The 24317-nt window shown below is 72.3% G+C and carries 23 protein-coding genes; 11 read left to right on the forward strand and 12 right to left on the reverse strand.

The window, feature by feature from the left end:
* Window positions 1–46: 46 nt before the first annotated feature.
* The 7 genes from CFP66_RS41015 to CFP66_RS41045 are packed head-to-tail and all read right to left on the reverse strand — an operon-like array spanning window position 47 to window position 9084.
* On the reverse strand, window positions 47–1096 hold the full coding sequence (locus tag CFP66_RS41015; RefSeq protein ID WP_094930769.1) for a Gfo/Idh/MocA family protein: 1050 nt from the start codon (window positions 1094–1096) through the stop codon (window positions 47–49).
* Complete coding sequence (gene thrC / locus CFP66_RS41020) at window positions 1093–2220, reverse strand: threonine synthase (RefSeq protein ID WP_094930770.1); 1128 nt, start codon at window positions 2218–2220, stop codon at window positions 1093–1095. Before thrC ends, CFP66_RS41015 begins: the two co-directional genes overlap by 4 nt.
* Complete coding sequence (locus CFP66_RS41025) at window positions 2217–3212, reverse strand: ABC transporter permease (RefSeq protein ID WP_094930771.1); 996 nt, start codon at window positions 3210–3212, stop codon at window positions 2217–2219. Before CFP66_RS41025 ends, thrC begins: the two co-directional genes overlap by 4 nt.
* Window positions 3209–4312 (reverse strand): aminotransferase class V-fold PLP-dependent enzyme, encoded by a 1104-nt coding sequence (locus CFP66_RS41030; protein ID WP_094930772.1) that lies wholly within the window; start codon window positions 4310–4312, stop codon window positions 3209–3211. Before CFP66_RS41030 ends, CFP66_RS41025 begins: the two co-directional genes overlap by 4 nt.
* Window positions 4309–5337 carry a Gfo/Idh/MocA family protein gene (locus CFP66_RS41035; protein WP_094930773.1) on the reverse strand — a complete coding sequence of 343 codons (1029 nt, stop codon included), beginning with the start codon at window positions 5335–5337 and terminating at the stop codon, window positions 4309–4311. The genes CFP66_RS41030 and CFP66_RS41035 overlap by 4 nt, the downstream gene beginning before the upstream one ends.
* Window positions 5334–7853, reverse strand: coding sequence for an ATP-binding cassette domain-containing protein (locus tag CFP66_RS41040; protein WP_198962017.1), 2520 nt, complete (start codon window positions 7851–7853; stop codon window positions 5334–5336). The genes CFP66_RS41035 and CFP66_RS41040 overlap by 4 nt, the downstream gene beginning before the upstream one ends.
* Before the next feature lie 34 nt (window positions 7854–7887).
* Complete coding sequence (locus tag CFP66_RS41045; RefSeq protein ID WP_143517559.1) at window positions 7888–9084, reverse strand: sugar ABC transporter substrate-binding protein; 1197 nt, start codon at window positions 9082–9084, stop codon at window positions 7888–7890.
* Window positions 9085–9116: 32 nt separating this feature from the next.
* Here CFP66_RS41045 and CFP66_RS41050 point away from each other — a divergent pair, with 32 nt between their 5' ends.
* Window positions 9117–10307, forward strand: a complete 1191-nt coding sequence (locus tag CFP66_RS41050; RefSeq protein WP_158228421.1) for a M20 family metallopeptidase — start codon at window positions 9117–9119, stop codon at window positions 10305–10307.
* On the forward strand, window positions 10304–11140 hold the full coding sequence (locus CFP66_RS41055) for an IclR family transcriptional regulator (protein WP_094930775.1): 837 nt from the start codon (window positions 10304–10306) through the stop codon (window positions 11138–11140). Before CFP66_RS41050 ends, CFP66_RS41055 begins: the two co-directional genes overlap by 4 nt.
* Before the next feature lie 145 nt (window positions 11141–11285).
* Here the strand turns inward: CFP66_RS41055 and CFP66_RS48305 are convergent, their stop codons facing one another.
* Genes CFP66_RS48305 through rpe form a run of 4 tightly spaced genes read right to left on the reverse strand, consistent with a single transcriptional unit; the run spans window position 11286 to window position 14907 of the window.
* Window positions 11286–11441 carry a hypothetical protein gene (locus CFP66_RS48305; RefSeq protein ID WP_158228422.1) on the reverse strand — a complete coding sequence of 52 codons (156 nt, stop codon included), beginning with the start codon at window positions 11439–11441 and terminating at the stop codon, window positions 11286–11288.
* Window positions 11438–12190 (reverse strand): HAD-IA family hydrolase, encoded by a 753-nt coding sequence (locus CFP66_RS41060; RefSeq protein ID WP_198962018.1) that lies wholly within the window; start codon window positions 12188–12190, stop codon window positions 11438–11440. The genes CFP66_RS48305 and CFP66_RS41060 overlap by 4 nt, the downstream gene beginning before the upstream one ends.
* Window positions 12191–14227, reverse strand: coding sequence for a transketolase (gene tkt, locus CFP66_RS41065; protein ID WP_233160131.1), 2037 nt, complete (start codon window positions 14225–14227; stop codon window positions 12191–12193).
* Window positions 14224–14907, reverse strand: a complete 684-nt coding sequence (gene rpe / locus CFP66_RS41070; RefSeq protein WP_094930776.1) for a ribulose-phosphate 3-epimerase — start codon at window positions 14905–14907, stop codon at window positions 14224–14226. Before rpe ends, tkt begins: the two co-directional genes overlap by 4 nt.
* A gap of 146 nt (window positions 14908–15053) precedes the next feature.
* Between rpe and CFP66_RS41075 the strand changes: the two genes are divergently transcribed.
* Window positions 15054–15722: a response regulator transcription factor gene (locus CFP66_RS41075; RefSeq protein ID WP_094930777.1), complete on the forward strand. Its 669-nt coding sequence runs from the start codon at window positions 15054–15056 to the stop codon at window positions 15720–15722.
* Window positions 15719–16963, forward strand: coding sequence for a GAF domain-containing sensor histidine kinase (locus tag CFP66_RS41080; RefSeq protein ID WP_233160133.1), 1245 nt, complete (start codon window positions 15719–15721; stop codon window positions 16961–16963). Before CFP66_RS41075 ends, CFP66_RS41080 begins: the two co-directional genes overlap by 4 nt.
* Before the next feature lie 26 nt (window positions 16964–16989).
* Here the strand turns inward: CFP66_RS41080 and CFP66_RS41085 are convergent, their stop codons facing one another.
* Window positions 16990–18012, reverse strand: a complete 1023-nt coding sequence (locus CFP66_RS41085; RefSeq protein ID WP_094930778.1) for a class I fructose-bisphosphate aldolase — start codon at window positions 18010–18012, stop codon at window positions 16990–16992.
* 177 nt (window positions 18013–18189) lie between these two features.
* Here CFP66_RS41085 and CFP66_RS41090 point away from each other — a divergent pair, with 177 nt between their 5' ends.
* The 7 genes from CFP66_RS41090 to CFP66_RS50535 all read left to right on the forward strand — a co-directional run.
* A complete protein-coding gene (locus CFP66_RS41090; RefSeq protein WP_094930779.1) occupies window positions 18190–19620 on the forward strand; it encodes a form I ribulose bisphosphate carboxylase large subunit in 1431 nt (476 codons plus the stop codon).
* Window positions 19621–19633: 13 nt separating this feature from the next.
* On the forward strand, window positions 19634–20059 hold the full coding sequence (locus tag CFP66_RS41095) for a ribulose bisphosphate carboxylase small subunit (protein WP_094930780.1): 426 nt from the start codon (window positions 19634–19636) through the stop codon (window positions 20057–20059).
* Window positions 20056–21054, forward strand: a complete 999-nt coding sequence (cbbX, locus tag CFP66_RS41100) for a CbbX protein (RefSeq protein WP_094930781.1) — start codon at window positions 20056–20058, stop codon at window positions 21052–21054. Before CFP66_RS41095 ends, cbbX begins: the two co-directional genes overlap by 4 nt.
* 22 nt (window positions 21055–21076) lie before the next feature.
* Window positions 21077–21961, forward strand: coding sequence for a LysR substrate-binding domain-containing protein (locus CFP66_RS41105; protein WP_094930782.1), 885 nt, complete (start codon window positions 21077–21079; stop codon window positions 21959–21961).
* Window positions 21962–22071: 110 nt separating this feature from the next.
* Window positions 22072–23145 carry a class 1 fructose-bisphosphatase gene (locus CFP66_RS41110; protein WP_094930783.1) on the forward strand — a complete coding sequence of 358 codons (1074 nt, stop codon included), beginning with the start codon at window positions 22072–22074 and terminating at the stop codon, window positions 23143–23145.
* Between the two features lie 10 nt (window positions 23146–23155).
* Window positions 23156–24037, forward strand: a complete 882-nt coding sequence (locus CFP66_RS41115; RefSeq protein WP_094930784.1) for a phosphoribulokinase — start codon at window positions 23156–23158, stop codon at window positions 24035–24037.
* Between the two features lie 141 nt (window positions 24038–24178).
* The coding region (locus CFP66_RS50535) for a 2Fe-2S iron-sulfur cluster-binding protein (protein ID WP_198962019.1) at window positions 24179–24317 on the forward strand (139 nt) is incomplete at its 3' end.

The raw sequence follows: 24317 nt of genomic DNA on the forward strand, positions 1-24317 counted from the left end.
CGTGTCGACCAGCCAGAGTGAGTCGCTCAGCCTGCGCGCGCCCATCTCAGCCCGCCAGCGTGACGGGTGTGCAACGCTGCGCGGAACGCTGGACCGCCGCTGCGATCCGCACGCCCTCCACGGCCTCGTCCAGCGGGATCACGTCGTGGGGCCGCTGCCCGGCCGCCACTTCCACCGCGTAGCCCAGCTCGTCCCGCAGCGCGCCGGACACCCGCCCGGCCACGGTCGGCCACAGCGTGAGCTCCGGGTGCGCCACCGCGCTGTCGGTGCGGACCGAGAGCCCGTCGTGGGCGAGCCGGTATGCCGCGGTCCCCCGGTCACCGATCAGCTCGGTCACCGCGTCGATCGTCCCGTCCAGCTCCAACGCACCCCGCAGCGTCTGCGGCGCCGCGTCCGGAACGAGCCAGGCGCTCTCGACCGTGGCCACCACGTCGTTCGCGAACGTCAGCACGGCGACCAGCGTGTCCGGGTGCTCGAGCCCGGAGACGGTGCGCTGCACGGCGTAGACCTCGCGGCACGGCGCCCCGGCGTACCAGACGGCGAGGTCGATGTCGTGGATCCCGGACTCCCAGACCGGATGGGTCCGCTTCCCGAACGCCGGGAACCAGGACCGGCTGAAGTCGCGCCGGAACCGCAGGTTCACCGGTCGCCCCAGCTCGCCCCGGTCGAGCACGTCCCGCAGGTGCTGGTACCCCGCGCCGAACCGGCTGATCTGCCCGGTCACCACCTCGATGCCCCGTTCCCGGGCCCCCGCACCGATCCGTTCCGCCTCGCCGACGTCCGTGCACATCGGCTTCTCGACGAAGACGTGGCAGCCGGCAGCGATGGCCTGCAGCACCAGCTTCCCGTGCGAGGACTCGTCCGACACGATGTCGACGAGATCGACGCGCTCCCGTGCCAGCAGCTCGCCGAGTGACGCGTAGCCCGCGGCGATCCCGAACTCCTCCTGCACGGCTGCCCGGCGCCCCACGTCCGGCTCGCACACGGCCACGACCTCGACCGGCAGCGATCGGAGCACTTGAAGATGAAGCGCTCCGAAGCGACCGGCACCTACCATCGCCACTCGTGTCACGGGCTCTCCCTCGTCCCTTCTCATTCCTTGGCGCCGTGGCCGGTGGCCACGAGGACGACCCGGGCATCCGGTGCGACCGTGCCGTCCGCGGCCAGCGCCGCCAGAGCGGCGAGGGGCGCCGCTCCCGCGGGCTCCACGAGCAGACCTTCGTGGCGTGCCAGGTCATCCACCGCCTCGAGCACGGCCTCGTCCGGGACGGAGACGGCGAGGCCGTCCGATTCGCGTACCGCCTCCAGCGTGAGCACGCCTTCGTCCTCGTAGCCGCGCAGCGGGTCGGCGATGGCGCCGGCCACGGTCGGGCGGGGGTTCGCCGCCGTCACCGTGGTCGCGTTCGTGCGCCAGGCGTCCACCAGAGGCGCGCAGGCGTCGACCTGGACGGCGACCATGCGGGGCACGCGGGGGATCCGGCCCGCGTCGGCGAGGGCACGGAAGCCCTCGTACGCACCGACGAGCAGCGGGCCTGCTCCCACCGGTACCAGCACCCAGTCCGGTACGAAGCCGTCGGTTTGCTCGAACAGTTCCAGCGCCACGGTGCGGTGGGCCTCAACCAGGTACGGGTTGCGGAACGTGGTTGTCAGGGGGAACCACCCGTCCGCCTCGAGCTCCGCGGCCGCGGCGTGGGCGGAGCTGAAGTCACCGTCCACGGGCTCGACACCCGCTCCGTACGCCCGCGCAGTGCGCAGCTTCGCGCTCCCGGCGGCGTCGGCGGCGCAGTACAGCCGGCAAGACAGGCCGGCGCGGGCGGCGTACGCGGCGGCCGACACCGCGGTGTTGCCGGTGGAGGCCGCCACCACCCCCGGCGCGTCGGCGGCGCGTGCGAGGCTCACGCCGAGGGCCATCGCCCGATCCTTGAACGACAGGGTGGGATTGACGGTCTCGTTCTTGACCAGCACCTGCGCCACCTCGGCACGAGCGGCGAGCCGCTCGCAGCGCACCAGGGGGGTGCCGCCCTCCCCCATCGTGATCTCGTGGCGAACGGGCGGCAGGGCGTCCCGGAACCGCCACAGACCGCCGGCACCCGAAGGCGTCGGCACGGTCCGAGGGCCCTCCAGTACCTGGACCCCGCCGCAGCCCGGGCAGCGCGACCACGTCCCGGGATTGCGCGCTCCGCAGGCGCGGCAGACCGGCGTCCACTCGCGGGCGCTCATCCGGCGATCCCGGTGACCCGCTGGTGCAGGCGGCGCACGGCCACGTCGACCACGAGGGCGACAACGATGATGAGGCCCTTGAACAGCTCGATCGCGGACGGATCCACGCCGAGGACCTGCAGGGCGTTGGTCAGCAGCGCGATGATCATCGCGCCGACCAGGACGCCGCCGACCGTGCCGCGGCCGCCGAAGATGCTGGTGCCGCCGATAACCGCGGCCGCGATCGCGTCCAGCAGGAGGCTGATCCCGCCGAGGTTCGGCTGCACCAGCGGCACCTGCGCGACCACCATGACCGTGGTCAGGAACACCAGGACGGCCGCGACGCCGTAGACACCCATCATCTGCGGCGCGCGCCGCACGCCCGCCAGCAGGCTCGACTGCTCGTCGGACCCGTACGCGTAGGTGCGGATCCCGAAGCGCGTGCGCCGCATCAGGAACCACAGCGCGACGGACACGACGGCCACGACCACCAGCGGTACGGGGATCCCGAGCAGCGAGCCCTGGCCGAGGAAGGCCAGGAAGTCGCTCTCCACCAGGACCATGCCCTGGGGCGCGGCCAGCAGTGTGAGGCCCTGGACGATCGTCATCGTGCCGAGCGTCGCGATGAACGGGGGCAACCGGGTGACGCCGACCAGGACACCGTTCGCGAGGCCGACCGCGAGGACGCCACCGAGGCCGAGGAGAGCGGCGGCCGGCAGGCTGCCGCCAACGTCGAGATGACCCGCCATCACCACGCCCGAGAGCCCGACCGCGTACCCGGCGGACAGGTCGATGCCCGCCGACACCAGCACGACGTGGGCGCTCAGCGCCAGCAGCGCGATCGGAACGGCCTGCAGCAGGATGTTGCGCAGGTTGACCGGTGCGGCGATGCGCGGGTCCGCGATTGCGAAAGCGATCAGCAGCAGCACCAGCAGGACGACGGGCACGAGTGCGACTGCCGGACCGGCCAGCCGCGGGGACAACGGCCGGCGGGACGGGGCGAGGGCTGTCATGTCGTGCTCCCGGTAGTCGCTGCGAGTGCGGCGATCGCGCGGTCGACGTCGCGCTCGGTGGTGTAGAGGTGGAAGGCGAAGCGGATGGACTCGGCACGCGCCGCTGCCCGTACCCCGGCGTCCCGGAGCCGCTGGACGGCGACCTGCGGGTCGCGGTGGGCCACGCCGACGATCGCCGAGGGCACGTCGGCCGGGGCGGTCGCGGCGCCCAGCGCGTGGACCGCCTCGACGAAGCGCCCGGCGAGGCCGGTGGCATGGCGCTCCAGCTCCGCCTGGTCGTAGGCGCACAGGTGGCGCAGCGAGGCCGCGGTCGCGACCCACGCGTGCCACCCCTGGGGCTGGTCGAAGCGCCGCGCGTCGTCCCACAGCCGGTGCTCGGCGCCGTAGATCGCCCCGTCGGCGCACGACTCGGGCCCGGTGAGGACGGGGGCGAAGCGCCGCTGGTGCTCGGGCCGCACTGCCAGGAACGCGGTGCCCCGGGCACCGAGCAGCCACTTGTACCCGACGGCCGCGATGAAGTCGGCGCCGCTGCGGCGGAGCGTCGCGTCCACCCCGAGGGACTGGCTGGCGTCGACGTACACGAGTGCCCCGCGATCGTGCGCGTGCTCGACCAGACGTGGCAGATCGACGCGCAGCCCATCGGCGGACTGGACGCTCGACACCGCGACCAGGTCGGCGCCCTGGTCCACCGCGGCACACAGCGCGTCGGTCGTGGCGGGCGGCGGCACGAGCCGTACCGCGCCCCGGTCGCGGTCGGCGATCCAGGGCAGCAGGTTCGCGCGGAACTCCTCCTCCGGGACGACGACGCGGGCGTGCGGCCACGCCCGTGCCACCGTGGCTGCAGCCGCGACGTGCGAGGGCAGCAACGCCACGTCGCACGCCGACATCCCGATCAGGCCCGCCACCAGGCCCCGCGCCTCCTCCGCGGCCGCCTCCCACACGCCGTGGTCGCCCGTGCCGCGGGTCCACTGCGTGATCGCGTCGTGCAGCGCTGCGGCGGCCTCGCCCGGGAGGACGCCCATGGTGGCGGTGTCCAGGTGGGCGAGGTCGCCGATATCGGGGAACGCGAGGTCCCGCGCCGCCGTCCCGGGCCGGTTCATCGTGCCGACTCGGCCTCGTCGACGAGCTCGACGTCCTCCGGCTTCCCGCTCTCCACTGAACGCAGGATCGCGTCGTTGACCGCCACGTTGCGCATGGCGGCGGTGGTCGGGACGGGGAACGTCGCACCGTCGCGTACGGAGGCGACGAACGCCCGCACCTCGGCGGCAAGGTCGCCACGGATGCGTGCATTGACCTCCGGCCAGTGCAGCGCGTCCGGGGTGGCGAGGCCGGCGTCTCCGTACACCCGCAGGCCGTGGTCGCGCACGTCGACCGCGACCGTGCCCTCGGTGCCCATCACCTCCAGGCGGCCATCGATGCCGACCGGGTCGTCCGAGCGGCGGGTCCAGCCGTTGAACAGCTCACCGATCGTGCCGTCCTCCAGGTCGGCGACGGTGAGGATCGCGTCCTCGGACCGCACGCCGTGGCTCGGCATGAGCTTGGAGACCGCGCGCGAGTACACCCGGGTGATGCGCTTGCCGGTCACCCACTGCATCGCGTCCACGTCGTGGACGCCCAGGTAGAACAGGACCGAGCTGGTGCCGTTCATCCGCAGGCCGATGTCGCGGGCCGCGATCCGCCCTGCCGTCACATGCAGTGGATCACCGATGTCACCGGCGGCGACAGCGGCCGCGGCGCCCGCGTAGCGCGGGTCGAAGCGCAGGAGCTGGCCCACCATCACGCCGGTCCCGCCCTCGGCGGCGGCGCGGTCGATCGCCCGCGCGCCCTCCAGGGTGTCGGCCATCGGCTTCTCCAGAAGAACCGGACGCCCCGCGCGCAGCACCGTCGTGGCCGGGCCGACGTGCGCCCGGTCCGGTACGGCCACCACGAACGCGTCGACGTCCTCCTGCAGCGCGTCCTCGACCTCGGCGAGGTGCCGGGTGCCCAGCTCCTCGGCCGTGGCCCGGCCGGCCTCCGGGTCCCGGTCGACCACGGCGGTCAGCTCGGCCTCGGTGGATTCAGCGACGGTTCGGGCATGCAGGCGCCCCATGAAGCCTGCCCCGACAACGGCGATCTTCACGGTCATTGGTTCCTCCCAGATCGAATCTCGTGCTGTCCGGCCGTGGCCGCGGGGCTCTGCCCGAAGGCCAGCTCCATGACCTGCTCCTCGGTCGCCCCGCGCGGTAGCTCGCCCACGACGCGCCCACCCCGCATAACGTGTATCCGGTCGGCCACCCCCAGCAGCTCGGGCAGCTCGCTGGAGACCAACAGGACGGCCAGCCCGCGCTCCTTCAGGTCACCGATCGTCGCGTGGATCTCCGCCTTCGACCCCACGTCGACACCGTTGGTGGGTTCGTCCAGGAGCAGTACCCGCGGCTCGGTGGCCAGCCAGCGGGCCAGCACCACCTTCTGCTGGTTGCCCCCGGACAGGACGCCGGTGGCCCGGTCCGGTGCCGGCGGCTTGATCCCCAGCCGCTCGATCGACTCGCTCACAAGCTGCCCGGCACCCCGCGGCACCACGCCGAACCGGGAGTGGCTGCGCAGCCAGGCCAGCACGATGTTGTCCGCGACCGACATCGCCGGCACGACGCCCTCGCGCAGCCGCTCCTCCGGCACGTACGCCACGCCCCGCTCGTTCGCCTCGGGCAGGTCGCCGGACCGCAGCTCACGCCCGTCCACCCGCACCCGCCCCGCGGTCCGGCGGGACAGACCCGCGGCGCAACGCAGCACCTCGCTACGGCCCGAGCCCATCAGCCCTGCAAGCCCGACGATCTCCCCGGCCCGCACGGTCAGCGACGCCTCCACCAGTCGGCCGCCGTCGGCGATCCCGTCTATCTCCAGCAGCGCCTCGCCCGGTTCGGTCCCGCGGTGCGCGAACACCGCGTCGATCCGCCGGCCCACCATCATCGCGATCAACGCCGGCTCGGCCACCTCCGACAGGTCGGCCTCGCCGACGAGCTCGCCGTCGCGCAGCACGACCGCGCGCGGGGCCAGCCGGTAGACCTCCTCCATCCGGTGCGAGATGTAGAGGACCGCCACGGCGCGTTCGAGCAGCCGCCCGACCAGCTCGTAGAGCCGCTCGCGCTCGCGCTGGGACAGCGTCGAGGTCGGCTCGTCCATGATGACCAGCCACGCGTCGTCCAGCATCGCCTTGGCGACCTCGACCAGCTGCCGCTCGCCGACCGGCAGCCCGGCCAGTCGCGCGTCCAGGTCGACGTCCAGCTCCAGCTCGTCGAGAACGCTGCGCGCTTCCTCGCGCATGTGGCGGCGACGCAGCACCCCGAACCGGGTCGGCTCGCGGCCGAGGAAGAGGTTCTCCAGCACGGTCAGATCGGGCACCAGGCTGAAGTGTTGGTGGATCACGCTGACCCCGGCTGCGCGGGACTCCTCGGCGGAGCGCAGCCGTACCGGCTCACCGTCGAGCAGCAGCCGCCCGGTGTCCGGTTCGTGGGCGCCGGCGAGCATCTTCACCAGCGTCGACTTGCCCGCACCGTTCTCGCCGACCAACCCGACGACCTCGCCCGAGCCGAGCGCGAACGACACCTCGTGCAGCGCCCGTACACCCGGGTAGCTCTTGCCGACGCCCTCCAGCTCGATGCGGTGCGCGCGCCGTTTGCCGACCGACGTGCCCGCACGCGCCTCGCCGCTTCGCAACGCGCGGCGCGCGCCGTCCCACAATGCGGTCAGCTCCTGCCGCTGGGTGAGCAGCACGGCGATGATGACCAGCGCTCCGGTCACGACGTAGATGGTCTGCTGCGGTACGGCCAGGAACGACAAGCCCGAGTTCACGACACCGACGAAAATCGCGCCGAGCATGGTGCCGCCGATCGTGCCGGACCCGCCGGAGAGCTTGGCGCCGCCGACCACCGCAGCGGTGATGGCGGCGAACTCAAGTCCCTGCCCGGCCATCGGCTGTGCCGAGCCGACCCGACCGATCATCACGACCGCACCCAATCCGGCCGAGGCACCGGCCAGCACGAACGTCGACAGCTGGACCAGCCGGGCGGGCACGAGCGATGCACGGGCGGCGTCGACGTTTCCGCCCACCGCGTAGACCCACCGGCCGTACAGAGTGCGGCCGAGCACCAGCATCCAGGCGAACATGAGCACCACGGCGATGAGCACCGACGACGGGATCGGGCCGACGTAGCTGCCGCCCGGCATCAGCATCGCGATCTGATCGACTGCGATCGAGGAGGCGCCGGACAGCGCCAGCGCGGCACCGCTCCCGAACGCCATCGTGCCGAGCGTGGCGATCAGCGGGCTCACCCCGAGCAGGCCGATGAGCACGCCGTTCAACGCGCCGATCGCCGCGCCGGTGAGGACGCACGCGCCGATCGCCAGCGGCGCGGGTAGCCCGGCCGACAGCGTCTGCGCGCCGATCACGCCCGACACCGAGAGCGTCGAGCCCACCGAGATGTCGATCCCGCGCGCGACGATCACGGCCGTCAGCGCGAACGCCAGGATCGCGGTGACTGCGATCTGCTGCCCGATGTCGAGGAAGCCTGTGACGCTGAGAAACTCGGGGCGCAGCACGCCGAACACAGCAACGGTGACGACGATGAGGACCAGCAGCGGGCTGCGTCGCAGGATCGCGGACATGGCCTTGTCCTTCAGGGTCAGGGCGCCCAGGGCGTCACTGGACGGTGGTCATTTCGGAATCGGGCAAGGACGGGCCGAACTCGGACTCGTAGGAACGGCTGAGCTCCGCGGCATGCTCGGGTGTCACGTACGGGAAGGTGAGCCCGCGCTGCTCAAGCTGGGCAGCCGTCGCGTCGGTGGTGATGAAGTACGAAGGCATGTACAGGTCGCGAGGCAGGTCGGCCCCCTTGGCGAGCCGGGCCCCGACCGCGACGTTCCAGTACCCGACCCGCTCGGGACCGGTCAGCACGTCGATGATCATCGAGCCGTTGTCCAGCAACGGCTGGAGGTCCTGCTCGCCGTCGTGCCCGGCCACCTTCAGGTCCGGCCTGCTCAGTGACGACGCGGTGGCCTTGGCGGACAGGCACAGCGGGCCGCTGATGCAGGCGATCAGGTCCAGGTCGGGGTAGGTGGTCATCCACGTCACCGTGGTGTTGGAGGCCTTGCGCGCGTCGAACGCAGTGGGTTGCACCGAGACCAGCCGGACACCGGGGTACTCCCGCTGCAGCGTGGACGCGAACGCCTGCTCCCGGGTGTCGGAGACGTAGTTGCCGCGCGATCCGACCAGCAGCGCCACCTCACCGCGCCCACCCAGGTATGCGCCGGTCGCGCGCGCCACCATCGCCATGTTCTCTGCGTCGTGGTAGAGGGTGCTGTGATTGCCGTCGGCCTCGATCTTGTTACCCATGGTCACCACCGGGATCCCGGCCTGGGTAGCGCGGGCGATGGCAGGCTGCAACGCGTTCTTGTCCAGCGGGTCGATCAGGATCGCGCTGACCCGCTGGTTCACGAAGTTCTGGATCGTCGAGACCTGCCGCTCGACGCTGCCCTCGGCGCTCTGCCAGACCGTGGTGACGCCGTAGTCGGCGGCCGCCTCCTCCCCCGCGCTGCGCATCCCGACGAAGAACGACGACGTCAGGTCGATCGCGGAAACCCCGATGACGGGGAGACCGGGCTGGCCGCCCGCAGGCGGCGCAGCGCCAGCATCGATCATGCGGCCGGGTGGGGTCATGGAACAGCCGGACACAGCGATCCCCACGGCCAGCAGCAGGGCGAGCAGCGCGCGCCACCCCGGTAGCGGTGTTCCAGGTTCCGCACGTCCCATGACGCTCCTCGATGAGCAAATTTGGAAGGCGGTTCCGAACGCTAGGCAAAAATGGAAGACTACGTCAAGACTTGATGCGGACGGCATCTCCTGGCATGCCACCCGGAAGGGAGCTTGGTGTGGGATCACCGGTACTGGAGCTGGCCGCGGAGCTGGTGGCGATCGACTCGCAGAACCCGGGTGTCGGCGAGGCGCGGATCGCCGCGTTCGTGGCCGACCACGCCCGCGAGGGCGGGCTGACCGCCGAGGTGGTCGAGACCGCACCGGGTCGCTGCAACGTCCTGGTCACCGCCGACGCCGGAACCGGGCCGCACCTGGCGCTGTCGGGGCACCTCGACACCAAGCCGATCGGCGACCTGTCGGCATGGCGCACGCCCCCGCTCGACCTGGTCGTGGACGGCGACCTCGCCTATGGCCTCGGCTCGTCCGACATGAAGGGCGCGGTCGCGGCGATGCTCCTCGCCATCCGGTCCTGGGCCCGAACGGCGCGGGGCGGCCGTCTGTCGCTCATCCTCACCGCCGACGAGGAAGCCGGCTCCGACCACGGCTCCATCGCACTTTCCCGACAGGGCCTGGTCGACGCCGACGCGATCGTCATCGGCGAACCTTCAGGAGTGTCGGACCCGTGGGAGGCGCTGTACCTGATCTCCCGGGGGATCTGCTGCTTCGAGGTGGTTGTCCGGGGCAAGCAGGGCCACAGCGGCCTGTCCGAGCGCCTCCCCACCAGCGCCACCGTCGCCGCCGCCAGGGCTGCCATCGCGATCGCGGACTTCACCCCCGACGTCGCACGCGCCCCGTCGATCCCCTGCACACCGACCGTCAACGCGGCTGTCCGGATGTCGGGCGGCGTCTTCTACGGTGTCCATCCAGGCGAGGCCGTGATCGCCTCCGATATCCGCCTGGTACCCGGGATGGACCGCGAGACCCTGGACCGCGAGCTGCGCCACCTCCTCGATTCCGCGCTCCCCGCCGACGTCGACTGGGAGATCCGCTACGCCGACGGCTCGCTCGGCTGGATGGATGCCGCCGAGATCGACCCCGGCCACTCCGTCGTCACCGCTGCCCAGCAGGCGTGCGTCGACGTCCTGGGCCGCGCGCTGCCGTTCGGCGCATATCCCGGCGGAACCGATGCCACCCACTTCAGCAACCTCGGTGGCACCCCCTCGATCGCTGCCCTCGGCCCCGGCTGGCTCTCGGTCGCACACGGACCCGACGAGCACGTCGGGGTATCCCAGCTGTCCCAGGCCGAGCAGTTGTACGAACGGCTCGCCCACCTCTACCTCAGCGAGAACCGACGAGGACCGACATGACCGAGCAGCAGATCTCCACCAGGCGAGCGGCCTCCCCCGCGACCGAGGACGCGGCCAAACCGAGCCACGCGCGCAACCTCGTCCGCGCGTTCGCACTCCTCGACCTCCTCTCGGAGGCGGTCGACGGCCGTACGCTCGCGGAGCTCGCCACCGCAGCCTCCCTGCCGGAAGCCACGGTGCACCGGCTGCTCACCGTGCTGCAGGACCTGCGGGTCGCGCGAACCGGCGAGGGCGGGCGGTGGCGCGTGGGCCGGCACCTGCTGGAGCTCGGCGCGTCCTACCTCGACTCCGTCGAGATCCGCTCGGAAGCGCGCGACCTGATGCGGCGCCTCACCGACGACACCGGGGAGACGTGCGCGCTCGGCGTCCTCGACGAGGACAGGGTCGTTTACATCGAGAAGATCGACAGCCCGCACCCGGTGCGGATGCACTCACGGATCGGGCGTAGCAACCCCGCGGTCACCAGCTCGCTCGGCCGCGCCATCCTGGCTTTCTCGCCCGAGTGGGTGGTCGAGCAGGCCATCGCGGCGGGGTTGCCGCGCCGCACCGACCGGACGATCACCTCGGCGCCCGAGCTGCTCGCCGAGCTCGCGCGGTGCCGCCAGAGCGGCTACAGCGTGGACGACGCAGAGAACGAGCCCGGCATCCGCGCGGCCGGTGCCCCCGTCCTCGATTACCGCGGCCGACCCGTCGCCGCGCTGTCGGTCGCCGGGCCGGAGCAGCGCGTCCCGACCTCCCGCCTCGACGAGCTGGGCCGGGCCACCCGCGAGGCGGCACACGAGCTGTCCCTGCGCCTCGGCTACTCCCCGCACCGCACAGGCCAGCTCCTGTAGAGGTCGCCTCGAGCCTCCAACAAGATCATTGCGAGATCCACCGGATCGCCCCGCTCAGGGCGAAGAGCTCGACCTCGCATCGATCGATCGATCTGAGATCGAGGTGAGCGCCCTCGGCGGGGCGAATCGATGGATCTCGCAACGATCATCGCCTTGGTACCGCGGCATGCGGGTCAGATCTTCGAGCGACGAGGTTGGTGAAGTCGACGAGACGGCTCGCGTAGCCCCACTCGTTGTCGTACCAGCCGACGACCTTGCGCCCGATTCGTCCGAACCCGTTCACACCGATGCGCACCGTCACGCCGTGCCGCCTCGTTCCTGGTGGGCGTGCCGCAGGGCGGCGCTCCACCACTGCCCGTGCAGCGCGCGGCACCGCGGCGCGCGCAGCGGCTCCGGGCCGTCGTAACCGGGCAGGGCGGCTGCCGCGCCCGCGAAGTCCTGCTCGGCCGTGTAGCCGTTGGTCACCACGACGGTCGCCAGGCCCGCCGCGGTCGCCGCGCGCAGCCCGACCGCCGAGTCCTCCACGGCCAGCGCCTCCGAGGCCGGCAGGCCGAGTTCGGCGAGGGCCCGCAGGTACACCTCGGGATCGGGCTTGAGCTCGGCCACGTCGTCGCCGGTCACCACGACTTCGGGCGGGTGTGCGCCCAGCAGCCGGTCGATCAACGGCTCGACCCACGAGCGGCGGCCGGTGGTGGCCACCGCCAGCCGGATGCCCGCGGCGGCGAGGTCGGCGACCAGTTCGGGCAGCCCGGGACGGGCGACGATCGCGCCGCTCGTGACGCACTCGATGAACAGGTCGGTCTTCGTGCGGTGAACGCGGGCGGCGAGCTCGTCGGCCTCGTCGCCGAAGCCGCGGGCCCGCAGGTCCGCGACGATCCGCCGGCGCCCGCCGGTGATCGCGAGCAGGTGCCCGTACTCGGCGACCCCCCACTCGACGTCCAGGCCGTGCTCGGCGAACGCGGCGTTGAACGCCGGGCGGTGGCCGTCGCGTTCGGTGTCGGCGAGGGTGCCGTCGACGTCGAAGATCACCGCGCGCAACTGCGGCGCCACCTATGCCTCCAGCACCCGGACGGCCACCCGGGCGACCGCCTCGGCGGACAGCCCGAGGTGCGCGGCGACGTCGGGCCCCTTGCCGCTCTCCCCGAACCGGTCGATCCCGATCACCGCGTCGCGGGGACCGGCGGTCGCGCGCCACCCCGTCCGCACGCCGGCCTCGACCCACACCACCGGCACGTCCGGCAGGTGGTAGGTCCCCGCGGCCAGCGCGTCCTCGAACCGCTCGCGCCACATCACCGACACCACGCGGGACCCGACGCCGCGGGCCGCGAGCAACGCGGCCGCGTCGAGCGCCAGCGCCACCTCCGACCCGGCGGCCACGAGGACGACGTCGACCGCGCCGGTGGGGTCTGCGACCGTCCGGGCGCCGTGCCGCCGGGCGTCGTCCAGGCCGTCGCCGCCGAGCACCGGCAGGTCCTGCCTGCTCAGCACGAGTGCGGTGGGGCCGTGGAGGTCGGCGGCCGCGAGCTCCCACGCCAGCGCCGTCTCCGCGGCGTCACCGGGGCGCAGCACGGTGAGCCCCGGGATCAGGCGCAGGGACTCGACGTGCTCGACGGGCTGGTGCGTCGGCCCGTCCTCGCCGACGTGCACCGAGTCGTGGGTGAACACGTAGATGACGGGGAGCCGCATCAGTGCGGACAGCCGCAGCGCAGGCCGCAGGTAGTCGGAGAAGACGAGGAACGTGCTGCCGAAAGGCCTCAGCCCGCCGTGCAGCGCGATGCCGTTCAGCGCCGCGGCCATCCCGTGTTCCCGGATCCCGAAATGGATGGTCCGCCCCGCGAAGTCGCCCGGGCCGACGTCCCCGCCGGGGATCGCGGTGTTGGTCGACGACGCGAGGTCGGCGGAGCCGCCCACCAGCGCCGGGTACTCCGTCGCGAGCAGGTCGAGCGCGGCGCCCGACGCCTTCCGCGTGGCGATCGCCCCGCCCGCCTCGCAGCGGTCGGCGAGCGGGGCGAGGACCGTGAGGTCCGGGGGCCCCGGGATCCGGTCCAGGGGAAAGCACCCAGCCACGTCCGGGTGCGCGGCGCGCCAGCGGGCGTGCGCCCGCTCCCATTCCGCTCGTTCGGCGGCCCAGTGGCCGCTCCGCTCGGCGACGGCCAGGCGCACCGGCGAGGGCACGTGGAACGGCGTCGCGGGCCACCCGAATCGGCGCCGCATCGCCGCGATCGCCTCTTCGCCCAAGGGGCTGCCGTGCGCCTTCGACGTTCCCTCCACCTCGGGGGCGCCGTACCCGATCGTCGTGCGGACGGCGATGAGCGTGGGCCGCTCGTCGTCGGCGGCCGCCGCGTAGGCGAGGTCGAGGGCCTCGAGGTCGGTGCCGTCGTCCACCCGCAGCGTGTGCCAGCCGTAGGCCCGGAACCGGCCTTCCACGTCATCGGCGCAGCTGCGCCGCGCCGGACCGTCGATCGTCACGTCGTTGTCGTCGAAGACGACCGTCAGCTTGCCGAGGCGCAGGCGCCCTGCCAGCGACGCCGCCTCGTGGCTGATCCCCTCCATGAGGCAGCCGTCACCGACCAGCGCCCACGTCCGGTGGTCGACGACCCGGTGCCCGCCCGTGTTGCAGCGGGCCGCGAGCATCCGCTCCGCGAGCGCCATCCCCACCGCGTTGGCCAGACCCTGACCCAGCGGCCCGGTGGTGGTCTCGACGCCCGGAGTGAGTCCGTGCTCGGGATGCCCGGGGGTGCGCGAACCGAGCGCGCGGAACCGCCGCAGCTCCTCGATCGGCAGGTCGTAGCCGGTCACGTGCAGCAGCGCGTACAGCAGCGCCGAGCCGTGGCCCGCGGACAGGACGAACCGGTCGCGATCGGGCCAGTCCGGGTCGGCCGGGTCGTGGCGCAGGTGGCGCGACCACAGCACCCACGCGGCGGGGGCCATGCCGAGGGGCAGCCCCGGGTGCCCGCTGGCCGCGGCCTGGACGGCATCGGCGGCGAGGAACCGCAGCGTGTCGACGGCCAGGTCGTCCGGGTGCACGGCCGGCACGGTGACGGCCGTGGCCGCCCCGCCGGCGGCGGCGTTCAGGGGGCCGGTCACGCGATCTCCCCCGTCGCGGCGGCGCGCATCGCGAGTGCGCTGTCGGCCATCGTCCCCGGCCCGGTGAACAGGGCGGAACCGGTGCAGAACACCCGCGCGCCCGCCCGGGCGGCCGTCCGGATCGTGGAGGTGCTGATGCCCCCGTCGACCTCCAGCTCGATGTCCAGCCCGCGCCGGTCGATCTCGGCCCTTGCCGCGGCGATCTTCGGCTCCATCCCGGCCAGGTAGGCCTGGCCGCCGAACCCCGGGTTCACGGTCATCACCAGCAGCAGGTCCACCAGGTCCAGCACGTGCTCGACGGCGGCCAGTGGCGTGGCGGGGTTGAGCGCGACCCCGGCCCGGGCGCCGAGCTCGCGGATCCGTCCCAGCGTGCGGTGCAGGTGCCGGGACGCCTCGGCGTGGACGATCACGATCTCGCAGCCGGCCTCCACCCACCGGGCCAGCATCGGGTCGGGTTCGGCGACCATGAGGTGAGCTTCGAACCCCAGGTCCACCTGGCCCCGGCAGGACGCGATCACGTCCGGCCCGAACGTGATGTTGGGGACGAACCTCCCGTCCATCACATCCCACTGGACGCGGTCGACCCCGGCCTTCTCGATCTCCTGGACCTGGCGGCCCAGGTCGGCGAAATCGGCCGGCAGTACCGATGCGACCAGCATCGGCGACACCGTCTCCGTCATCGCGCCACCTCCTTCTCGTGCCGCCGACGCTAGGCAGGTGTGGCCGGTTCCTCGTCCCCCTTCCCGGGGGGCTGCCGGGGGATCGGGCGGCGCGATCGCGCCGCAGATCCCACCTCCCCCAGCGCGCGGCCGCTTACGCTCCTCGCATGGTGACGCCGGAACACGGGCCCGTCCGGGTCGTCCTCGTCGACGACCACGAGATGGTGATCGAAGGGCTCAAGGCGATGCTCGCCGCGTTCCGCAGCCGGGTGCGCGTGGTCGGCCAGGCGGTCGGTGCGGACAGTGCGATGTCGGTGATCGTCGGTCTCACGCCCGACGTCGTGCTGTGCGACGTCCGCATGCAGGGCTCGAGCGGGCTGGACCTGTGCCGGGCGGTGCGCGAGCGCGACCCGGAGCGCAAGGTCGTGCTGCTGTCGGTCTACGAGGACGAGCAGTACCTGTTCCAGGCGATGCGCGCCGGCGCGTCCGGCTACCTGCTGAAGCGGATCGGCGGGGAGGAGCTGGTGGCGCAGATCGAGCGCGCGCACGCCGGGGACACCGTGATCGACCCGGGGATGGCGGCGCGGGCCGTGGACACCGCGGCACGCCTGGAGCGCGACGAGTACTGGCCCGGTGCGCGGCACGGGCTCACACAGCGCGAGAGCGAGATCCTCTCGTTCATGGTCTCGGGTCTGTCCAACCGGGCGATCGCCGCACGGCTGGTCATCGGCGACGAGACCGTCAAGAGCCACCTGCGCTCCATCTACCGCAAGCTCGAGGTCGGGGACCGGACCAACGCGGTGGCCACCGCCCTGCGGGAAGGGATCTTCCAGTGACGCGTCCGACGGGGCAGCGCCTGCCCATGGCCCAGCACCGGCACGGCCCCGGGCTCGTCCGCGGGCTGGTGGACCGCGACGGCGAGGTCGCGCTGCTGCTCGACGTCATCCACCTCACCGCCACCGGGCCGGAGGTGGAGCCGCTCGCCGCCGAGGTCGCCCGGTTGATCACCGACGCGACGGCCACCGACGTGTGCTTCGTGCACCTCCTCGACGACACCGAGAACTCGCTGACCCTGGCCGGGGCGACCCCGCCGTTCGACCAGCAGGTGGGCCGCGTGCACCTGCCGCTCGGACACGGGGTGTCGGGATGGGTGGCGAAGCACCGGACGCCGGTGGTGCTCCCCGACGGCAAGGCGTCCGACCCGCGCTACGTCCCGATCCCCGGACTGCGCGGGGCCGATTTCATCTCGATGGCGTCGATCCCGATGGAGATCGATCCGGGCGGCCTGGTCGGCGTGCTGAACGTGCACACCGTGCAGCGGCGCGAGTTCACCTCGCGCGACATCGAGCTGCTGCGGGTCATCGGGCGGCTGGTCGCCGGGGCGCTGAACCAGGCCCGCCTGCACCGGCGGCTGGCGGCCCGGGAACGGATGCACGAGCAGTTCGTGGAGCGGGTGATCGCCACGCAGGAGGCCGAGCACCGGCGCATGGCGGGCGACATCCACGACGGGATCTCCCAGCGCCTCATCAGCCTCTCCTACCACCTCGACGCCGCCTCGCACGCCGTGGGCAGCGGCGAGCCCGCCGAAGTGGCGGCCCAGCTCACCCGCGCGCGCGACCTGCTCGGGTTCGCCCTGGACGAGGCCCGCTCGGCCATCGGCGGCCTGCGCCCGCCCGTGCTGGACGACCTCGGGCTGGCCGGGGGCCTCGCGAGCCTCGCGCACTCGACACCCCAGATCGAGACGGAGGTCGAGCTGGCCGAGCACCGGCTCCCCGAGCACGTCGAGATCGCGCTGTACCGGATCGCGCAGGAGTGCCTGCAGAACATCGTCAAGCACGCGCGCGCCTCATCGGCCACGGTGCGCTTCGACGTGGAAGGCGGCCACGCGCGGCTGGAGGTCACCGACGACGGGATCGGGTTCGACACCTCCGCCACCGCCGACTCCGATCCGGCCGAGGTCCGCGGCTACGGCCTGCACTCGATGGTCGAGCGCGCGGAGCTGGTAGGCGGACGCCTGCAGATCACGTCGCAGCCAGGCGGAGGAACAACGGTGACGGTGGAAGTCCCCTCCCGCTGACCCTCGTCACACACCGATAGCGGTGCTCACACACCGACTGCAGTCGGTGTGCCGGCAACGAACTCGGTGTGCGAGCGGCGCACGGCCGCCGCGTTCGCGGCGACGCGTTCGGCGAGCGCGGCCTGCCCCGCCCCGACCAGGGCGGGGTCGCCGTGCCACGCCGCCAGCGCCGGGTCCACGAGCGCCCGGCCGAACGAGAACGTCAGCGGCCACGGCGTGCGGTGGTGCTGCATCGCCTCGAGGTTGGCGGTCGCGCGTTCGGGCGGCTGCCCGCCGGAGAGGAACGCGACGCCGGCCAGCTCGTCGGGCCAGGCGCGCAGCACCTCGACGGTGGCCTCGGCGACCCGCTCCGGCGAGGTGGTCCCGGCGTGGTCGCGGCCCTCGATCACCATGTTGGGCTTGAGCACGATCCCGGCGAGGTCGACGCCCAGGAGCGCGAGCTCCTCGCGGACGGCGGCGTGCGCCGCGGCGGTGACCTCCGCGCACCGGTCGATCGGGTGGGCGCCGTCCATGAGCACCTCGGGCTCGACGATCGGCACGATCCCGGCCTCCTGGCAGGCCGCCGCATAGCGGGCGAGCGCGTTCGCGTTGCTCCGGAGCGCCCCGGCGCTGGGCAGCGCGTCGGTGATGACGTGGACGGCGCGCCACTTGGCGAACGCCGCCCCGATCTCGGCGTACTCCGCCAGCCGGGCGGACAGGCCGTCGAGCCCCTCGGTCACCGTCTCGCCGGGCAGCCCGGGACAGGGCTTGGCACCGGTGTCGACCTTGATGCCGGGCAGGACGCCCAGCGAGTGCACGGCGCGGGCGAACGGGCTGCCGTCGGCGAAGGTCTGACGCAGGGTCTCGTCGGCGAAGATGATCCCCGAGGCGCTGTCGGCCAGGCCCGGCGTAGTGGCAAGCAGCTCCCGGTAGCGGCGCCGGTTCTCGGGGGTGGCCTCCACCCCCGCCTTCTCCAGCCGGCTGGACATCGTGGCGATGCTCTCGTCCGCGGCGAGGACGCCCTTGCCGGGCGCCACCAGCTGCTGCGCGATCTGCCTGCACGAACCCATGTCGGGAGGTCCTTCCGTCGGTGAGCGTCGCCGGCGAACGTACGGAGGAACCCCTGACCTGGGCCTCACCCAACCTGGGGAGACGCCGGGGGGAACCGTGACTCTTCAGTGATCACTCAAGGTTCCGCCGGGAAGTCTCGATGGACACTGAGGTTGGCGCAGCTCACTCTCGATGGCATGACGGACCGATGGAACGCCGGAGTCATCCCCTACGCCGAGATGGGCTACTGGCAGCCCGACTACGTGCCGAAGGACTCGGACGTGCTGTGCGCCTTCCGGATCACGCCGCAGGACGGGGTGCCACCGGAGGAGGCGGGCGCCGCCGTGGCCGGCGAGTCGAGCACCGCGACGTGGACGGTCGTGTGGACCGACCGCCTCACGACCTTCGAGCACTACCAGGCCAAGTGCTACAAGGTCGAGGCCGTGCCGGGCACGCCGGGTCAGTACATCGCCTGGATCGCCTACGACCTCGACCTGTTCGAGGAAGGCTCGATCGCGAACCTGACGAGCTCGATCATCGGCAACGTCTTCGGGTTCAAGCCGCTCAAGGCGCTGCGCCTGGAGGACATGCGGATCCCCACCCACTACGTGAAGACGTTCCAGGGTCCGGCGCACGGGATCGTCATGGAGCGCGAGCACCTGAACAAGTACGGGCGCCCGCTGCTCGGCGCGACCACGAAGCCGAAGCTGGGCCTCTCGGCGCGCAACTACGGCCGCGTCGTCTACGAGGCGCTGCGCGGGGGCCTGGACTTCACCAAGGACGACGAGAACATCAACTCCCAGCCGTTCATGCGCTGGCGCGACCGGTTCCTGTTCTGCATGGAGGCGGTCAACCGGGCGCAGGCGGCCACCGGCGAGATCAAGGGCCACTACCTCAACGTCACCGCCGGGACGATGGAGCAGATGTACGAGCGGGCGAACTTCGCCAAGGAGCTCGGCTCGGCGATCGTGATGATCGACCTCACGGTCGGCTACACCGCGATCCAGTCGATGGCGAACTGGGCGCGCGCCAACGGCGTGATCCTGCACCTGCACCGCGCGGGGCACGGTACCTACACCCGGCAGAAGACCCACGGCGTGAGCTTCCGGGTGATCGCCAAGTGGATGCGCCTGGCCGGGGTGGACCACATCCACGCCGGCACCGTCGTCGGGAAGCTGGAAGGTGACCCGAACACCACGGCCGGCTTCTACGACACCCTGCGGCTGAACAACGTCAAGGCCGACCCGGTGAAGGGCCTGTACTTCGACCAGGACTGGGCGTCCATGCCCGGGGTGATGCCCGTGGCCTCCGGGGGCATCCACGCCGGCCAGATGCACCAGCTGATCCACCACCTCGGCGAGGACGTGGTCCTGCAGTTCGGCGGCGGCACGATCGGGCACCCGATGGGCATCGCGGCGGGCGCCGAGGCGAACCGCGTGGCGCTCGAGGCGATGATCAAGGCGCGGAACGAGGGCCTCGACTACTACAAGGAGGGCCCGGAGATCCTCAAGCGGGCCGCCGCCCGCAACCGTCCGCTGGACATGGCCCTGGCCACCTGGGGCGACATCACCTTCAACTACGAGTCCACCGACACCCCGGACGTCGTCGCGACGCCGACGAGCGCCTGAAGGAGCCGACACCGTGCGCATCACCCAGGGCACCTTCTCCTACCTGCCCGACCTCACCGACGCCGAGATCACCCAGCAGATCGACTACTGCCTCGCCAACGGCTGGCCGCTGGCGGTGGAGTTCACCGACGACCCGCACCCGCGCAACACCTACTGGGACATGTGGGGCCTGCCGATGTTCGACCTGCGCGACCCGGCCGGGGTGCTGCTCGAGGTCAACGCCTGCCGCACCGCCAAGCCGAACACCTACATCCGGCTCACCGCCTACGACGCGAGCCTGGGCCGCCAGACCACCGCGCTGTCGTTCATCGTGCAGCGGCCCGCCGCGGAGCCGGGCTTCCGGCTCGACCGGCAGGAGACCTCCGACCGGCGGATCCAGTACACGACGCACTCCTACGCGACCGAGCGTCCCTCCGGGGACCGGTACCCGGCGCCGTGACGACGGGGACCGGACAGGGGGCGCCCTTCGGGTTCCGGCCCGACCAGGGGTCGGAACCCGAGCCCGACGGTGAGGCGGCCGCGCAGCTTCCCGCCGACGCCGTGGTCGACCTGGCTACGGCGCGGCGGGAGGCCGGCATCGACGAGGTGCTGGAGCGGCTCGACACCGAGCTGGTGGGCCTGGCCCCGGTGAAGACCCGGATCACCGAGATCGCGGCGTTGCTGCTGGTCGACCGGATGCGGGAGCGCTACGGGATCGAGGCCGCCCGCCCGACCCTGCACATGTGCTTCACCGGCAACCCCGGCACCGGCAAGACGACCGTCGCGATGCGGATGGCCGACCTGCTGCACCGGCTCGGCTACCTGCGCCGCGGGCACCTGGTCAGCGTGACCCGCGACGACCTCGTCGGCGAGTACGTCGGGCACACCGCGCCGAAGACGAAGGACGTGATCAAGCGGGCGATGGGCGGCGTGCTGTTCATCGACGAGGCGTACTACCTGTACAAGGCGGAGAACGAGCGGGACTACGGCTCCGAGTCCATCGAGATCCTGCTGCAGGTGATGGAGGCCCACCGCGACGACCTCGTGGTGATCCTGGCCGGCTACGCCGACAAGATGGACACGTTCTTCGCGGCGAACCCGGGCATGCAGAGCCGGATCGCCCACCACGTCACGTTCCCGGACTACACGGTCGGCGAGCTCGAGCAGATCGCGGTCCTGATGACCGAGGGGCTGCACTACCGCCTGTCCGACGACGCGCGCGAGGTCCTGCACCGCTACCTGGAGCGGCGGGCCGGGCAGCCCTGGTTCGCCAACGCGCGCAGCGTCCGCAACGCGGTGGAACGGGCCCGGTTGCGGCAGGCACGTAGGCTCGTCGAGCAGGCCGACCCGCGGGTCGACCTGGCGGCCTTGACCACGATCGAGGCACCGGACCTGCTCGCCAGCCGCGTGTTCCGCGACGACGCCGAGCCGGGGGCCACGGTGCGCTCGGCCTGACGGGGACGGACCGGGCGACGAGATGACCACGAACGCCAGGCTGCGCGCGCTGGTCGAGCTGGCCGACGCCGGCTCCGTGCGCGGCGCGGCGGAGCGCCTCGTGGTGACCGAGTCGTCCGTGTCCTCCTCCGTCAGCGCTCTCAGCGCGGAGGTGGGCACCCCGCTCGTCACCCGGCACGGCCGCGGCGTCCGGCTGACCCCGGCGGGGGAACGCTACGCCGAGTACGCGCGCCGGATCCTCGGCCTGCACGGCGAGGCCGTGGTCGCGGCGCGCTCGGAAGCCGATCCCGAGCACGGCGCGATCCGGCTCGCCGCGGTCACCACCGCCGGCGAGTTCCTGATCCCGGACATGCTCGCCTCGTTCCGCGCGAAGCACCCCGGCGTGGTGCTGCGGCTCGAGGTCGCGCCGCGGGGCCTGATCTGGCCGATGCTGGCGCGCCACGAGGCCGACCTCGTGGTCGCCGGGCGGCCGCCGGACGACCTGCGCTCCGCCCGGGTGCGGGCCGTCAGCCCGAACTCGCTGGTCGTGGTCGGTCCGCCCGACGAGCGCGCGGGCTTCGACCCGGGGCGGGTGACCTGGCTGCTGCGGGAGCCGGCGTCGGGGATGCGGGCCACCTGCGCCACCCTGCTCGAACGCCTCGACATCACCCCGCCGCAGCTGACGCTCGGCTCGAACGGCGCGGTCATCGCCGCGGCCGTGGCCGGGCTCGGCGTCACCCTCGTGTCGCAACGGGCCGTGCGCCGCGAGCTGGACTCCGGGGCGCTCGTCGAGCTGCCGGTACCCGGCGTACCGCTCGACCGGCCGTGGCACGTCGTCAGCCAGGACGACCCGACGCCGTCCACCCGGCTCCTGATCGAGCACCTGCTCGGCGTCCCCGAACTCGGATGGCGCACACCGCCCGGCTGACACCCCCCACCGGCCCCCCGTCAGGGGGATGTCCGGACCCGCGAGCGCGCGCACAGTCGGATGCGGCGGCCGTGTTCCGCCCACCCGTGCACCGGGATGAGAGGAAACCCATGCTCGCCGACCACGTGACCCTCGCGCAGTTCCTCATCGAGGAGCGCCGGCGCCATCCCGCGCCCGCCGCGGACCTGGACTCCCTGATCCTCGACGTCGCCCTCGCCTGCAAAGCGGTGGCCAACCGCGTCGCGCTCGGCACGCTGCGCGACACCCTCGACGCACCGGGCGGGACCAACGTCCACGGCGAGGTGCAGCACCGGCTCGACGTGCTCGCCAACGACTACTTCCTCCGCGCGACGGAGCGCAGCGGCCGGCTCGCGGGACTGGTCTCCGAGGAGCTCGACGAGCCCCACCTGCCGCCGGCGGAGATCCCGCGCGGGAACCACCTGCTGGTCTTCGACCCGCTCGACGGATCCTCCAACATCGACGTGAACATGTCCGTGGGCAGCATCTTCTCGATCCTGCGCGCACCCGAGCCCGGAGCGGACGCGACCACGCAGGACTTCCTGCAGCCGGGCACGGAGCAGGTCTGCGCGGGCTACGCCCTGTACGGCCCGGCGACGATGCTCGTGCTGACGCTCGGGCGGGGCGTGCACGCGTTCACCCTCGACCCGGCGCTGGGCGAGTTCGTCCTCACGCGGGAGTCGATCCGGCTGCCGGGGCCCGCGAGCGAGTTCGCGATCAACACGTCGAACCGGCGGTTCTGGGAACCGGCCGTGCGCCGCTACGTCGACGAGTGCCTGATCGGCCGGTCCGGGCCGCGGCACCGGGACTTCAACATGCGCTGGGTCGCCTCGCTCGTCGCCGAGACGCACCGCATCCTCACCCGCGGCGGGGTGTTCCTCTATCCCCGCGACACCAAGGACCCGGCCAAGCCGGGCCGGCTGCGGCTGCTCTACGAGGCCAACCCCGTGGCGTTCCTGATCGAGCAGGCCGGGGGCGCGGCGAGCACCGGGCGCGAGCGGATCCTCGACGTCGTCCCCACCGGCCTGCACCAGCGCTGCCCGCTGATCTTCGGGGCCGAGGACGAGGTCGCGCTGATCGACCGCTACCACCGCCAGTTCAACGACGGTCCGTACGACTCGCCCCTGTACGGCGACCGGGGCCTGTTCCGGGTCGCCGCGAGCTGAAGGAGGCACCATGTCACGCAAGCACCCCATCATCTCGGTCACCGGCTCGTCCGGGGCAGGAACCACCTCGGTGATGCGCACGTTCGAGCAGATCTTCCGGCGCGAGGGCGTGAACGCCGCCTACGTCGAGGGCGACAGCTTCCACCGCTACGACCGGGCCGAGATGAAGGCCGCGATGGCCGAGGCACACGCCCGGGCCGACCACACGTTCAGCCACTTCGGCCCCGAGGCGAACCTCTTCGACCAGCTCGAGGAGCTCTTCCGCACCTACGGCGAGACGGGGACCGGCAAGATCCGCAAGTACCTGCACGACGAGGTGGAGGCCGCGCCCTACGACCAGGAGCCCGGCACGTTCACCCCGTGGGAGAGCCTGCCGCCCGACACCGACCTGCTGTTCTACGAGGGCCTGCACGGGGCGCTCGTCACCGACACCGTCGACGTGGCAGGGCACGGGGACCTGCGGATCGGCGTCGTGCCGGTGCTCAACCTCGAGTGGATCCAGAAGCTGCACCGGGACAAGGTGACGCGCGGCTACACGGCCGAGGCGGTGACCGAGACGATCCTGCGCCGGATGCCGGACTACGTGAACTACATGTGCCCGCAGTTCTCCCACACCGACGTGAACTTCCAGCGGGTGCCCATCGTCGACACGTCGAACCCCTTCATCGCCCGGACCATCCCCGCGGCCGACGAGTCGATGCTGATCATCCGGTTCCGCGACCCGCACGGGATCGACTTCCCCTACCTGCTGGCGATGCTGCACGACTCGTTCATGTCGCGCCCGAACACGATCGTGTGCCCCGGCGGGAAGATGGACCTCGCCATGCAGCTGATATTCACGCCGATGATCATGCGACTGATGGAGCGCAGCCGGGCCGAGCTCGCGGGCTGATCCGTCTCGTCCCGCAGTCATGAGCAACGGTTATCAACCCATAGCCAGGATTGCTTTGACCTCGGGCGTGATGCGAACGAGAGTCGGCACGACCCGTCGCCGGGCACCTCGTTCGGCTCGCCGCACCGATCGGGAGACCTCATGACCACAGTCCAGGAGCCGCCCACCACGCTCCGGACCGTCACCGCCTCGATCGACGGTCGGGACGTGACCGTTCCCGAGGGCACCACGATCTACGACGCCGCCAAGCAGGTGGGCGTGGAGATCCCGGTGTTGTGCC

This window comes from Pseudonocardia sp. MH-G8 (assembly GCF_002262885.1).
Classification (GTDB): domain Bacteria; phylum Actinomycetota; class Actinomycetes; order Mycobacteriales; family Pseudonocardiaceae; genus Pseudonocardia.